Here is a 12,340-nt window from a genome sequence, read left to right as displayed (position 1 = left end):
AAACGCTGAAAAACCAGGCTTCAAACCGGCGCGGAACGACGGGCGCTGGGCGCGCCGCCGTTCCGGAGCAAAACGGCAGAACGGCGGCTTAAGCCGCCGCGAACAGCTGCTGCAGTTCGCCGTTCTGATACATCTCCATCATGATGTCCGAACCGCCGATGAATTCGCCCTTCACGTAGAGCTGCGGAATCGTGGGCCAGTTCGAGAATTCCTTGATGCCCTGGCGGACTTCGTCGTCCTCGAGCACGTTGACGGTCTTGAACTGATCGACGCCGCAGGCTTTCAGGATCTGCACCGCGCGGCCCGAGAAGCCGCACATCGGAAACTGCGCGTTGCCCTTCATGAAAAGGACGACGGCGTTTTCGTCGACGATCTGCTTGATGCGCTGTTGGGTGTCCATGTCTGACCTTGGGATTGAGTGATGCGGAATACGTTGATTGCAGAGTGAAATGATAGCGGATTTCGCCCGCGCGAGCCGGGCGCGCTCGGCGCGGCTAGCCGGGGCGCCGGGTGCCGAAGCGCCCGCCGCTGATGCGTTCGATGCCCGCGAGATCCTGTTCCGAGCGCACCTCGGCGAAGCCGCGCGCGTCGAGCAGCGCACGCACCGCGGCGGCCTGATCGTAGCCGTGCTCCATCCAGAGCACGCCGCCCGCGACGAGCCGCGCGGGCGCGCCGTCGACGATCGCGCGCAGGCACGAGAGACCGTCGGCCTCGTCGGTGAGCGCGCCGCGCGGTTCGAAGCGCAGGTCGCCCTGGTCCAGATGCGGGTCGCCGTTCGCAATATAGGGCGGATTGCTCACGATGACCTCGAAGCGCAGCGCGGCGTCGAGCGTGTCGTACCAGCTGCCCGCGACGAAGCTGAGCGCGCCGCCGGGACGATGCGCGTCGAGCAGCTTTGCGGCGTTGCGCGCGGCCACGGCGAGCGCGGCCTCCGAGCGGTCGACCGCCCACACGCGCGCATCGGGCCGCGCCGAGGCGATCGCCACGGCAATCGCGCCGCTGCCGGTGCCGAGATCGAGCACACGCGGCTGCGCGATGCCTTCGAGCGCGGCCAGCGCGGTTTCGACCAGCAGTTCGGTTTCAGGGCGCGGGATCAGCACGTCGGGCGTGACGTCGAAATCGAGGCCGAAGAACTCGCGCGCGCCGACGAGTTGTGCGGTCGGCTCTCCCGCCACGCGGCGCGCTTCGAGCGCACGGAAAGCCGCGACCGGCGCGGCGTCGAGCGCTTCGTCGCCGCGCGTGATGAGCTGGGTGCGACGCCAGCCGAGCACGTGCATCAGCAGAATGCGCGCTTCGAGCGCGGGCAGCGGCGAGGCGCGCAGCAGGGCGTCGGCGGTGAGTTCGCTCATGATGCGTTCAGATGCGAGGTCGATGAATGATGTTCGGCGAGGTTTAGTCCGAGTCGCCGAGCGAAGCCAGCTGTTCGGCCTGATGCTCGGACAACAGTGCGCCGATCAGTTCTTCGAGATCGCCGTCCATGATCGCTTCCAGCCGATACAGCGTTAGATTGATCCGGTGATCCGTCAGACGTCCCTGCGGGAAGTTGTAGGTGCGAATTCGTTCCGAGCGGTCGCCGGAACCGACGAGACTCTTGCGCGTGGCCGCTTCCTTCGCGTGCTGCTCCTGATACTGCTTGTCCTTGATGCGCGCGGCCAGCACCTTGAGCGCGCGATCCTTGTTCTTGTGCTGCGAGCGGTCGTCCTGACATTCCACGACGATGCCGGTCGGAAGGTGCGTCACGCGCACGGCCGAATCGGTCTTGTTGATGTGCTGACCGCCCGCGCCCGACGCGCGGAACGTGTCGATGCGCAGATCGGCGGGATTGATCTCCACTTCGCCGATTTCGTCGGCTTCCGGCATCACGGCGACCGTGCACGCGGAGGTGTGGATGCGCCCCTGCGTTTCGGTGGCGGGCACGCGCTGTACGCGATGGCCGCCCGACTCGAATTTGAGCTTCGAATACGCCGCCTCGCCCGCGATGCGCACGATCACTTCCTTGTAGCCGCCCAGATCCGACTCGCTCGCCGACATCATTTCGATCTGCCAGCGATTGCGTTCCGCGTAGCGCAGATACATGCGCAGCAGGTCGCCCGCGAACAGCGCCGACTCGTCGCCGCCCGTGCCCGCGCGGATTTCGAGGAACACGTTGCGGTCGTCGTTGGGGTCCTTCGGCAGCAGCATCATCTGCAATTCCTGCTGGAGCTGCGACATGCGTTCGCGCGAGGCTTTCACCTCTTCTTCGGCGAAATCGCGCATCGACGCGTCGCTGAGCAGGTCCTTCGCGGCCGTTTCGTCGTCCTTCGCCTGACGCCACAGCGCATAGTGCTCGACCACCGGCCCGATTTCCGCGTGCTCGCGTGTGAGTTTGCGGTACTGGTCGCGGTTGGACGTCACGTCGGGACGGCTCAACAGGTCGTTCAGCTCGGCCAGACGCGTAGTCAGCTGGTCGAGCTTCGATTGCATGCTCGTTTTCATCGGGGCGGTACGGAGCGGGCTCCGGGTAGGACTGCGGGAAAGGGCGGTGGGCGGAACGCCCGGAAATGCGTGCGCACGTAGCGTGCGCGCGGGTCATGGCAGAGTCTGCGCCATGGGCTGCGGCGAATGCCGCTAACGGTCCGAAGAGCCGGACGCGTTGGACGCCGCGTCGAGATTCGACGCCTGCGTGGAGGTTTCGGGCGCGGCTTCGTCGGTCTTGCCGACCCTGGCCGGCTGACCGTGACGGTAGAAACCGCTCATCATTTCGATGAGCGAGTCGCGCTGGTCGCCGCTCGACGAGTTGAGCGCCTGCGTCGGGCCGTGGATCAGCTTGTTGGTCAGCGACTGCGAAAGCGCTTCGAGCACGGCGGACGGATCGTCGCCGCGCGCGAGCATCTTGCGCGCGCGTTCGAGTTCGGTGCGGCGCAGCGTGTCGGCCTGCGTGTGCATGTGGCGGATGACCGGCACGATGCTGCGCGTGTCGAGCCACTGCATGAAGTTCGCGACGCGCGTTTCGATGATGGTTTCGGCCTGCGCGACCGCCGCCTGGCGCGAGGCGTTGCCTTCGCGCACGATCGTGCCGAGGTCGTCGACGGTGTAGAGGAACACGTCTTCGAGCTGGCCGACTTCGGCTTCGATGTCGCGCGGCACCGCGAGGTCGACCATGAAAATCGGGCGGTGACGGCGCGCCTTCACCGCGCGCTCGACCGCGCCGAGACCGATGATCGGCAGCGTGGACGCCGTGCACGACACGATGATGTCGAACTCGTGCATGCGCGTGGGCAGTTCGGACAGCGGAATCGACTTGCCGCCGAAACGCTCGGCCACATAGCGGCCGCGCTCGGCGGTGCGGTTCGCGACCACCAGTTCGCGCGGCTGCTGGGCGGCGAAGTGCGCGGCGCACAGCTCGATCATTTCGCCCGCGCCGATGAACAGCACGCGCTGGTTGGCGATCTTGTCGAAGATGCGCTGCGCGAGACGCACGGCGGCGGCAGCCATCGACACCGATTGCGCCCCGATTTCCGTGGTGCTGCGCACTTCCTTCGCGACCGCGAAGGTGCGCTGGAACAACTGGTTCAGATAGGTGCCGAGCGCGCCGGCCTCGGTGGCCGTGCGCACCGCGGTCTTCATCTGACCGACGATCTGGGTTTCGCCGAGCACCATCGAGTCGAGCCCCGAGGCCACGCGGAACGCGTGACGCACGGCTTCGGACTGCGGCAGCGTGTAGACGTGCGGCGCGAGTTCTTCGGCGCGGATGCCATGGTAGTGCGAGAGCCATTCCACGGCGGAATCGCGCGAGCTTTGCGCGTCGGTGGCGCAATAGAGCTCGGTGCGGTTGCAGGTGGAGAGGATGGCGGCTTCGGGCGCGCTGAGGCTGCGGCGCCCGCCGGACCACGCTTCCTTGAAGAGCGCGAGGGCCGGCTTGATCTGTTCGAGCGGAAACGCCACGCGTTCGCGCAAGGCGACGGGCGCGGTGTGGTGATTGATTCCGATCGTTAGAAGCTGCATACCATGGGGCGAAGATTTAGGCGGATATTATAACTTTTCCGCGCATCTGACATTGTCGCCCGCAATGTCGGGCTATTCCGCTGGGCTTATAGGCAGCCGCTCAAGCTGATAACCAAAGCCGTACAGCGTCGTCAGACGCCAGCCATGCTCGGGCCCGAGCTGCAATTTGCTGCGCAGCCGCGAGGCGTGCGTGTCGAGCGTACGCGACCTTACGTCGCGGTTCAGATTCCACACCGTTTCGAGAATGCGCGCGCGCGAAACGGGGCGCGAGGCGTTCGTAAACAGCAGCAGCGCGAAGCGGAATTCCTTCGGTGTCAGCGTGACAGTCTGACCCCTAAACGACACCTGGTAGCGTGCCGAATCGAATAGATAGTCGCCGAAACCATGGCGCGCGCGGTTGCGCGGGCGGCGTACGCCGGCGCGGCGCAGCAGCGCGTCGATGCGGGCGAGCATTTCGGGGCCGCGCACGGGCTTGCTGATGCAGTCGTCGGCGCCCGCCTGGAGACTGCCGACGATCTCGCTTTCGTGCGGCGAGGCCATCAGCACGATGGCGGGCAGGCCGGGCAGCAGGCGGCGCGCGTGCGGGATGAGGTCGTCGCCGCTCTGATCGCCGCACCAGTGCGCCGCGATCAACAGGTCGAAGGTATCGTCTTCGAGCGCCGCCATGAGCGGAGCAGCGTGCGCAAAATGCCGGCACGCGTGACCGCCCGCGATGAGCAGGCGTTCGACGAGTTCAGCATGACGCGCGTCAGGTTCGACAAGGGCGATTCGCATAGCAGTTTACAGCCGCGGCGGGCCGGGCGCGCTTGCCTTGCGCCATCCCGCCCCCTACACTCAACCGCTACGCGGAAAGCGCCGAGCCGACCGTTTTTCAGTGAAAGCACTGTTGTTAATGAGACAAAAAGAAATGCTATTCGCCGCGCAGCGACGGTCCTATCGGACTTTTCTGAAAATCCCTAGGACAAGTCGCTAATGGGCTGGCTCGGCATCGTCGTGCTGGGAGTCGCGGTGGGTCTGGCGGGCTGGCTGTTCCATCCGCGTCGCCGTGCTTCGGGCGCCGCTTCGGGCGGCCTCGCGCTCGCCGTCGTGGCGGCGCTGGCCGGCGCGGCGCTCGCCAAGGCCGCCGGGCGCGCCACGGGCCTCTTCTACGACGGCGAACTGCTCGAATGGCCGGTCTGCACGGCTGCCGCATTCGTGTGTGTCGCGGTGGCAGTCGCGCTGCGCGCGCGACGCTGACCTCTCCCGCTTTCCGGCACGCTGACTTGCGCCTTCCTACGTCCGCCTCCGCTTTCTCTTACGCCCGCTGCGCGGTCCGGCCACACGCCGGCGCACCCGATCTCGCATCTTTCGGCACACTTGAGGTGCCGGTCCCACATCCGCAGGTGAAACCATGAACGCCCGACTTCCCGAAACGTCCACGATCCCCCAACGCATCGCCGCGCTGCGCGCCGCGATGGCGAGCGCGCACGTCGATGCGGCTCTCGTGCCGTCCGCCGATCCGCATCTGTCCGAATATCTGCCGGGCCGCTGGCAGGGGCGCGAGTGGCTATCGGGCTTCACGGGGTCGGTCGGCACGCTGGTCGTGACGCAGGATTTCGCGGGCGTGTGGGTCGACAGCCGCTACTGGGTGCAGGCCGAGCAGCAACTGGCCGGCACCGGCATCCAGCTGATGAAGATGATGGGCGGCCAGCAGACCGCGCCGCACGTCGACTGGCTCGCGCAGAACGTGCGCACGGGCGGCACGGTGGCCGTCGACGGCGCGGTGCTCGGCGTGGCCTCGGCGCGCGCGCTGGCCGACGCGCTGGCGGCGCGCGGCGTGACGCTGCGCACCGACCTCGATCTGCTCGACGACGTCTGGAGCGGCCGCCCGACGCTGCCGCTCGCGGCCGTCTACGAGCACGCCGCACCGCACGCCGACCTGCCGCGCGCGGGCAAGTTGGAGCAGGTGCGCCGCGCGATGGCGGAGAAGGGCGCGCAGTGGCATTTCGTGTCGACGCTCGACGATCTCGCGTGGCTTTTCAACCTGCGCGGCGCCGATGTGAGCTACAACCCGGTGTTCGTCGCGCACGCGCTGATCGGCCCGGACGACGCCACGCTGTTCGTCGCCGACGGCAAGGTGAACGCCGACCTCGCGCAATCGCTCGCGCGTGACAACGTGCGCGTCGCGCCCTACGCCGATGCCGCGACGGCGCTCGCTGCGCTGCCCGCCGACGCGTCGCTGCTGGTCGATCCGCGCCGCGTGACATACGGGCTGCTGCAAGCCGTCGCGAAGGCGGTGAAGCTCGTCGAATCGGTCAATCCGAGCACCTTCTTCAAGTCGCGAAAGACGGCGGCGGAAGCCGACCACGTGCGCGCGACCATGGAGCAGGACGGCGCGGCGCTCGCCGAATTCTTCGCGTGGTTCGAGGCTGCGCAGGGCCGCGAAACCATCACCGAACTCACCATCGACGAAAAGCTCACGGCCGCGCGCAAGCGCCGTCCGGGTTTCGTGTCGCTCTCGTTCGGCACGATCGCCGGTTTCAACGCGAACGGCGCGATGCCGCACTACCGCGCGAGCGCCGAGTCGCATGCGGTGATCGAAGGCGACGGCCTGCTGCTGATCGATTCGGGCGGCCAGTACCTCGACGGCACGACCGACATCACGCGCGTCGTGCCGGTGGGCACGCCGAGCGCCGAACAGAAGCGCGATTTCACGCTCGTGCTCAAGGGCATGATGGCGCTCTCGCGCGCGCAGTTTCCGCGCGGCATCCGCTCGCCGATGCTCGACGCGCTCGCGCGTGCGCCGATCTGGGAAGCGGGCGCCGATTACGGCCACGGCACCGGTCACGGCGTGGGCTACTTCCTGAACGTGCACGAAGGCCCGCAGGTCATCTCGCACTACGCGCCCGCCGAGGCGTGGACGGCGATGGAAGAAGGCATGATCACGTCGGTCGAGCCGGGCATCTATCGTCCGGGCAAGTGGGGCGTGCGCATCGAAAATCTGGTGCTGAACCAGGCCGCGGAAAAGACCGAATTCGGCGATTTCCTCAAGTTCGAGACGCTGACGCTGTGCCCGATCGACACGCGCTGCATCGACCTGACGCTGTTGCGCGAGGACGAGCGCGCGTGGCTCAATGCGTATCACCAGACGGTGCGCGTGCGCGTCGCGCCGCACGTGAGCGGCGACGCGCTCGCCTGGCTGGAAAAGCGCACGCAGCCGATCTGATTGTTCTGATTGTTCGCTCGCTGAACGGCGAGGCCATTCACGGAGTAGAGGCGCATGACGATCAAGGCAGTCGTGTTCGACTTCGGCGGCGTGCTGGTCGACTGGAGTCCCGAGTATCTCTATCGCGAGCTGATTCCCGACGACGAGGAACGCCGCTGGTTCCTCACGCACGTCTGCGCGATGGATTGGGTGATCCGCCAGGACGGCGGCGAGCCCATCGCCGTCGGCACCGAGGAGCTGGTCGCGAAGTTTCCGGAGCACGAAGCGCTGATCCGCGCGTTCTACGAGCGCTGGCACGAGATGATCGGCGGCCTGCTAGAAGGCGGCGTGGCGACGTTCGAGCGGCTGGAGGCGGCCAACGTGCCGATCTTCGGCCTCACGAACTGGTCCGCCGAAACCTTTCCGTGGGCGTGGGAGCGCTTCGGCATCCTGCGCCGCTGCCGCGACGTGGTGGTGTCGGGGCGCGTGAAGCTCGTGAAGCCCGATCCGGCGATTTTCCACGAGATGTTTCGCCGCATCGAAGCGCAGTTGCCGGGCGTGCGTCCAGGCGAACTCGTGTTCATCGACGACAACGCACACAACGCGCAAGCCGCCACCGCGCTCGGCTGGCACGGCGTGCATCACACGAGCAACGCGCAGACCGACGCGCAGTTGCGCGCGCTCGGCCTGCCGGTCTGACGCGCGTTTTTTTACGCGGATTTCACGCTTTATCCGCGTTCATTTCGATGTCGACGACGCGGGCGCGACCGGTTGCAGCAGGCTGCGCAGCGCGTCGGCGATACCCTTCGCGGTTTGCCCCGCGCCCTGCGCCACGCCTTGCGCGCTTACGCCGAGCGCCTGCGCGAAGCCCGCGCGCAGCTCGGTCATCAGGCTTTCGTCGAGACGGAATTTCGGATCGTGCAGATTGCCATCGAGCACGAAACGCAGCCGGATATTGCCCTTGTGCGTCTTGAGCGCGGCCACCGCCGCGCGCGTGGGAATCGACAGAAACGTGTCGAGCGGGTCGCTGCTTTCGGCGAGTTGCAGTTGATGCAGCGTGATCGTGCCGGGCGCGTGGATGCGGTAGGCGCTCACCGTCGCGTTCAGGTCGAGGTCGAGCGTGCCGCCCGTGATGTTCGCCTTCGGCCCGGCCTTTTTCAGCAGATACGGATCGAGCATCGTGATGTCGACGCCACGCAGCGTCGTGCGCGTCTGCGAATCTTTGGTCGCGATGCGGATCCAGCCGCCGAAATTCACATGCCCCGTGTGCTGCGGCCCCTTGAGCGCGCCGCTCACCGCGACTTGCGTGGGCTCGTCGAGCGCGGGCAGATGCACGTGATCGACACTCGCCTGCGCCTCGCTGACCGTCACGCGCCACGGCGGAGTGCCCACCGAACGGTCGTAAAAGTCGAACGTGCCGTTGTCGAAGCCGATGTGATCGATCAGCTTGTCCGAAGACAGCTCGGTTTTGTCCGATGATGCCGTGCCCGCCGCACTACCTGATTCAGTCGGCGAGGCGGCGGCCATTTCCTCGCGCAGGTTCGGCAGGATCTGGATCGAGCCGTTCTGGCGGCGCAGGACCGTCATCGTGAAATGGCTGACCGTGATGTCGCGGATGTGCACGCGATGCGCGAGCAGCGCGCGCAGATCGGGCGCGATCGTGATGCGCTGCGCGTGCAGCGTGTCGGCGGTCGGCCAGTCGGGCGGCGGCTTGAGGCGCACGTCGTCGAGCTCGATCGAATCGAGCGTGAGCGAGACATGGATGCGCGAGGCCGTGCCGATCGGCGCGAGCAGCGCCTCGATGCGCGACTTCGCGTCGCGCTGCAACGCGTAAAGACCGATGAGCGCGCCGAGCACGAGCACCGCAACGACGATCGCCGCGATCAGGACGATGCGGGAAACAGGGCGCGGACGGTTCGGCGACGACATGCGGGGCACCTTGCGTGAAAGAAAGGATCGACGGCGTGGCGACTGCGCGGCGTGTGACAAAGGCCGTAGCGTAGCGCGTTCCCAGCAACCGCCATGCCGTGCGTGACGCCGCGCGCTGGATGTCGAGGCAAAAATCCGGCGCAAAAAAACGGCGGCCCGCAGGCCGCCGTCGTTCGCCGCGCCGCTCGGTGGCGGTGCGCGATGGGGGAGTTCGACGCGATCAGCGCGAGATCGGCTTGTAGCGCAGACGCTTCGGACGCGCGGCTTCTTCGCCCAGACGTTTGATCTTGTCGGCCTCGTATTCCTGATAGTTGCCGTCGAAGAACGTGACTTGCGAGTCGCCTTCGAACGCCAGGATGTGCGTGGCGATACGGTCGAGGAACCAGCGATCGTGCGAGATCACCATCACCGAGCCCGCGAATTCGAGCAGGGCGTCTTCGAGCGCGCGCAGCGTTTCCACGTCGAGGTCGTTCGACGGTTCGTCCAGCAGCAGGACGTTGCCGCCCGAAATCAGCGTCTTGGCCAGATGCAGACGGCCGCGTTCACCGCCCGACAGGTTGCCGACGACCTTCTGCTGGTCGCCGCCCTTGAAGTTGAAGCGGCCGATGTACGCGCGCGACGGCGTTTCGTACTTGCCCACCGTCAGCACGTCCGCGCCGCCCGAGATTTCCTCGAACACGGTCTTGTTGGCGGCCAGCGCGTCGCGGCTTTGATCGACGTAAGCGAGCTTGACCGTCGGGCCTTGCACGATTTCGCCCGAATCCGGCTGCTCCTTGCCCGTGAGCATGCGGAACAGCGTCGACTTGCCGGCGCCGTTCGGCCCGATGATGCCGACGATCGCGCCCGCCGGAATCTTGAAGCTGAGGTTGTCGATCAGCAAACGGTCGCCGTACGATTTGCTGACGTTCTTGAACTCGATGACTTCGTTGCCCAGACGCTCGCCCGCCGGAATGAAGATTTCCTGCGTTTCGTTGCGCTTCTGGTAATCCGTGCTCGACAGTTCCTCGAAGCGCGCGATACGCGCCTTCGACTTCGCCTGACGGCCCTTCGGGTTCTGGCGCACCCACTCCAGTTCCTTCTTGATCGCTTTCTGGCGCGCCGATTCCGTGGCTTCTTCCTGCTTCAGGCGCTCTTCCTTCTGGTCGAGCCAGCTGGAGTAGTTGCCCTTCCAGGGAATGCCGTGGCCGCGGTCGAGTTCGAGAATCCACTCGGCGGCGTTGTCGAGGAAGTAGCGATCGTGGGTCACGGCGACGACGGTGCCCGGGAAGCGCGTGAGGAACTGTTCGAGCCACTCGACCGATTCGGCGTCGAGGTGGTTGGTCGGTTCGTCGAGCAGCAGCATGTCGGGCTTTTCGAGCAGCAGCTTGCACAGCGCGACGCGGCGCTTTTCACCGCCCGAGAGATTGCCGATCTTTGCGTCCCACGCCGGCAGACGCAGGGCGTCGGCGGCGATTTCGATCTGCTGTTCGGCGCTGCCGTCGGTCGTGGCGAGGATCGCTTCGTACTTGGCCTGTTCGGCGGCCAGCGCGTCGAAGTCGGCGTCCGGCTCGGCGTAGGCGGCGTAGATTTCGTCGAGCTTCTTCTGTGCGTTGAACACGTCGCCCAGACCTTCCTCGACGGCTTCGCGCACGGTCTTTTCCGGATCGAGCTGCGGCTCCTGCGGCAGATAGCCGATGTTCAGGTTGGGCATCGGCGTGGCTTCGCCTTCGATGTCCTTGTCGACGCCGGCCATGATCTTGATGAGCGTGGACTTGCCCGAGCCGTTCAGGCCGAGCAGACCGATCTTCGCGCCCGGGAAGAACGACAGCGAAATGTCCTTCAGGATCTGGCGCTTGGGCGGCACGATCTTGCCGACCCGGTTCATGGTGAAGACGTATTGGGCCATGAGAGTGTCTTTGGAGTCTGAAAAACGGGAGAAAAAAGGGCGGAATTCTGTCTTGCACCGCGCGATGTTCGCCATCGGGCGGGATGCGCAAACCGCTATTGTACGGGGCGCGGGCGGCGGGGGAGCGATGCGGGGCCGCGAGCGGCGCGGCGCATCGTCATCCGTAAAAAAGCCCGCTCACGAGCGGGCTTTTTCGGCGCTTGCGAAGACGTCGCTTAAACGTTGAACAGGAAGTTCATCACGTCGCCGTCGTGCACGACGTATTCCTTGCCTTCGGCGCGCATCTTGCCGGCTTCCTTCGCGCCGGTTTCGCCCTTGTACTGGATGTAGTCGTCGAAGGCGATGGTCTGCGCGCGGATGAAGCCGCGCTCGAAGTCCGTGTGGATCGCGCCGGCAGCCTGCGGAGCCGTATCGCCCACGTGGATCGTCCACGCGCGCACTTCCTTCACGCCGGCCGTGAAGTACGTTTGCAGACCGAGCAGACGGAAGCCCGCGCGGATCACGCGGTCGAGGCCCGGCTCTTCCATGCCCATGTCGGCGAGGAACGCGGCCTTGTCTTCGTCGTCGAGATCGGCGATTTCGGCTTCGATCGCAGCGCACACGGCCACGACCGGCGCACCTTCGGCTTCGGCGTGCTTGCGCACGGCGTCGAGGTACGGGTTGTTTTCGAAGCCGTCGTCCTTCACGTTCGCGACGTACATCGTCTTCTTCGCGGTGATCAGGCAGAACGGCTTGAGGAGCGCCTGTTCGTCTTCGTTCAGGTCGAGCGCGCGAACCGGCTTGGCCTGGTCGAGCTGGGCGCGCACGCGCTCCAGCACGGCGACCAGCTTTGCCGCTTCCTTGTCGTTGCCCGACTTGGCGGCCTTCGAGTAGCGCGTGAGCGACTTTTCGACGGTGGCGAGGTCGGCGAGCGCGAGTTCGGTGTTGATGACTTCGATGTCGGCGAGCGGATCGACCTTGCCCGCGACGTGAATCACGTTTTCGTCTTCGAAGCAGCGCACGACGTGCGTGATCGCATCGGTTTCGCGGATGTTGGCGAGGAACTGGTTGCCCAGACCTTCACCCTTGCTCGCGCCCGCGACCAGACCCGCAATGTCGACGAACTCGACCACGGCCGGCACGACGCGCTCGGGCTTGACGATCTCCGAGAGCGCCTTCAGGCGCGGATCCGGCACTTCGACCACGCCGACGTTCGGCTCGATCGTGCAGAACGGATAGTTTTCGGCGGCGATGCCCGCTTTGGTCAGCGCGTTGAAGAGGGTGGACTTGCCGACGTTAGGCAAGCCGACGATGCCGCATTTGAGGCTCATGGAAATCTCTGCATGTCAGGGTGGCGACGTGCGGCGCGCCGGGCTCGG

10 protein-coding genes and 1 pseudogene are annotated in these 12,340 nt (G+C 66.1%); 3 read left to right on the top strand and 8 right to left on the bottom strand.

The genetic code is table 11. The features are described 5' to 3' along the window. Window positions 1-88: 88 nt before the first annotated feature. The 5 genes and pseudogenes from grxD to SB764_RS31160 all read right to left on the bottom strand — a co-directional run bounded on the left by grxD (window position 89) and on the right by SB764_RS31160 (window position 4,758). Window positions 89-400, bottom strand: coding sequence for a Grx4 family monothiol glutaredoxin (gene grxD, locus SB764_RS31180; RefSeq protein WP_028214777.1), 312 nt, complete (start codon window positions 398-400; stop codon window positions 89-91). Window positions 401-494: 94 nt separating this feature from the next. After that, window positions 495-1,349: a peptide chain release factor N(5)-glutamine methyltransferase gene (gene prmC / locus SB764_RS31175; RefSeq protein WP_410865917.1), complete on the bottom strand. Its 855-nt coding sequence runs from the start codon at window positions 1,347-1,349 to the stop codon at window positions 495-497. A 43-nt stretch (window positions 1,350-1,392) separates the two neighbouring features. Continuing rightward, window positions 1,393-2,475, bottom strand: coding sequence for a peptide chain release factor 1 (prfA, locus tag SB764_RS31170; protein ID WP_176081463.1), 1,083 nt, complete (start codon window positions 2,473-2,475; stop codon window positions 1,393-1,395). A gap of 240 nt (window positions 2,476-2,715) precedes the next feature. Further along, window positions 2,716-3,984: pseudogene (gene hemA / locus SB764_RS31165) on the bottom strand (glutamyl-tRNA reductase); the annotation flags it as partial. Between the two features lie 72 nt (window positions 3,985-4,056). Further along, complete coding sequence (locus tag SB764_RS31160; protein ID WP_065062637.1) at window positions 4,057-4,758, bottom strand: response regulator transcription factor; 702 nt, start codon at window positions 4,756-4,758, stop codon at window positions 4,057-4,059. Between the two features lie 198 nt (window positions 4,759-4,956). On the opposite strand from SB764_RS31160, the gene SB764_RS31155 reads away from it, so the two are divergent. From SB764_RS31155 to SB764_RS31145, 3 genes are all read left to right on the top strand, one after another. Continuing rightward, the gene (locus SB764_RS31155; RefSeq protein WP_065062636.1) at window positions 4,957-5,220 is read left to right on the top strand and encodes a hypothetical protein; all 264 of its coding nucleotides are present in this window, start codon (window positions 4,957-4,959) and stop codon (window positions 5,218-5,220) included. A 154-nt stretch (window positions 5,221-5,374) separates the two neighbouring features. Beyond that, a complete protein-coding gene (locus SB764_RS31150) occupies window positions 5,375-7,189 on the top strand; it encodes an aminopeptidase P family protein (RefSeq protein WP_065062633.1) in 1,815 nt (604 codons plus the stop codon). Between the two features lie 54 nt (window positions 7,190-7,243). Then, window positions 7,244-7,867 carry an HAD family hydrolase gene (locus tag SB764_RS31145; RefSeq protein WP_065062631.1) on the top strand — a complete coding sequence of 208 codons (624 nt, stop codon included), beginning with the start codon at window positions 7,244-7,246 and terminating at the stop codon, window positions 7,865-7,867. A gap of 39 nt (window positions 7,868-7,906) precedes the next feature. Here SB764_RS31145 and SB764_RS31140 read toward each other — a convergent pair whose 3' ends face one another. The 3 genes from SB764_RS31140 to ychF form a co-directional block, all read right to left on the bottom strand. Then, window positions 7,907-9,097 carry a DUF748 domain-containing protein gene (locus tag SB764_RS31140; RefSeq protein WP_183716841.1) on the bottom strand — a complete coding sequence of 397 codons (1,191 nt, stop codon included), beginning with the start codon at window positions 9,095-9,097 and terminating at the stop codon, window positions 7,907-7,909. Between the two features lie 220 nt (window positions 9,098-9,317). After that, window positions 9,318-10,982 (bottom strand): energy-dependent translational throttle protein EttA, encoded by a 1,665-nt coding sequence (gene ettA / locus SB764_RS31135; protein WP_074987125.1) that lies wholly within the window; start codon window positions 10,980-10,982, stop codon window positions 9,318-9,320. Window positions 10,983-11,197: 215 nt separating this feature from the next. Next, on the bottom strand, window positions 11,198-12,292 hold the full coding sequence (gene ychF / locus SB764_RS31130) for a redox-regulated ATPase YchF (RefSeq protein ID WP_065062625.1): 1,095 nt from the start codon (window positions 12,290-12,292) through the stop codon (window positions 11,198-11,200). Window positions 12,293-12,340: the final 48 nt, after the last annotated feature.

Source organism: Paraburkholderia sp. SIMBA_027 (assembly GCF_046535315.1).
Classification (GTDB): Bacteria; Pseudomonadota; Gammaproteobacteria; order Burkholderiales; family Burkholderiaceae; genus Paraburkholderia; species Paraburkholderia tropica.
The sequence above is the reverse complement of the archived record's forward strand: the minus strand, read 5'-3'. Positions and strand labels throughout refer to the sequence as shown.

Bases quoted from the DNA above. Each gene is read 5' to 3' on its own strand.
- grxD (WP_028214777.1), bottom strand. From the start codon at position 400: ATGGACACCCAACAGCGCATCAAGCAGATCGTCGACGAAAACGCCGTC.
- prmC (WP_410865917.1), bottom strand. From the start codon at position 1,349: ATGAGCGAACTCACCGCCGACGCCCTGCTGCGCGCCTCGCCGCTGCCC.
- prfA (WP_176081463.1), bottom strand. From the start codon at position 2,475: ATGAAAACGAGCATGCAATCGAAGCTCGACCAGCTGACTACGCGTCTG.
- SB764_RS31160 (WP_065062637.1), bottom strand. From the start codon at position 4,758: ATGCGAATCGCCCTTGTCGAACCTGACGCGCGTCATGCTGAACTCGTC.
- SB764_RS31155 (WP_065062636.1), top strand. From the start codon at position 4,957: ATGGGCTGGCTCGGCATCGTCGTGCTGGGAGTCGCGGTGGGTCTGGCG.
- SB764_RS31150 (WP_065062633.1), top strand. From the start codon at position 5,375: ATGAACGCCCGACTTCCCGAAACGTCCACGATCCCCCAACGCATCGCC.
- SB764_RS31145 (WP_065062631.1), top strand. From the start codon at position 7,244: ATGACGATCAAGGCAGTCGTGTTCGACTTCGGCGGCGTGCTGGTCGAC.
- SB764_RS31140 (WP_183716841.1), bottom strand. From the start codon at position 9,097: ATGTCGTCGCCGAACCGTCCGCGCCCTGTTTCCCGCATCGTCCTGATC.
- ettA (WP_074987125.1), bottom strand. From the start codon at position 10,982: ATGGCCCAATACGTCTTCACCATGAACCGGGTCGGCAAGATCGTGCCG.
- ychF (WP_065062625.1), bottom strand. From the start codon at position 12,292: ATGAGCCTCAAATGCGGCATCGTCGGCTTGCCTAACGTCGGCAAGTCC.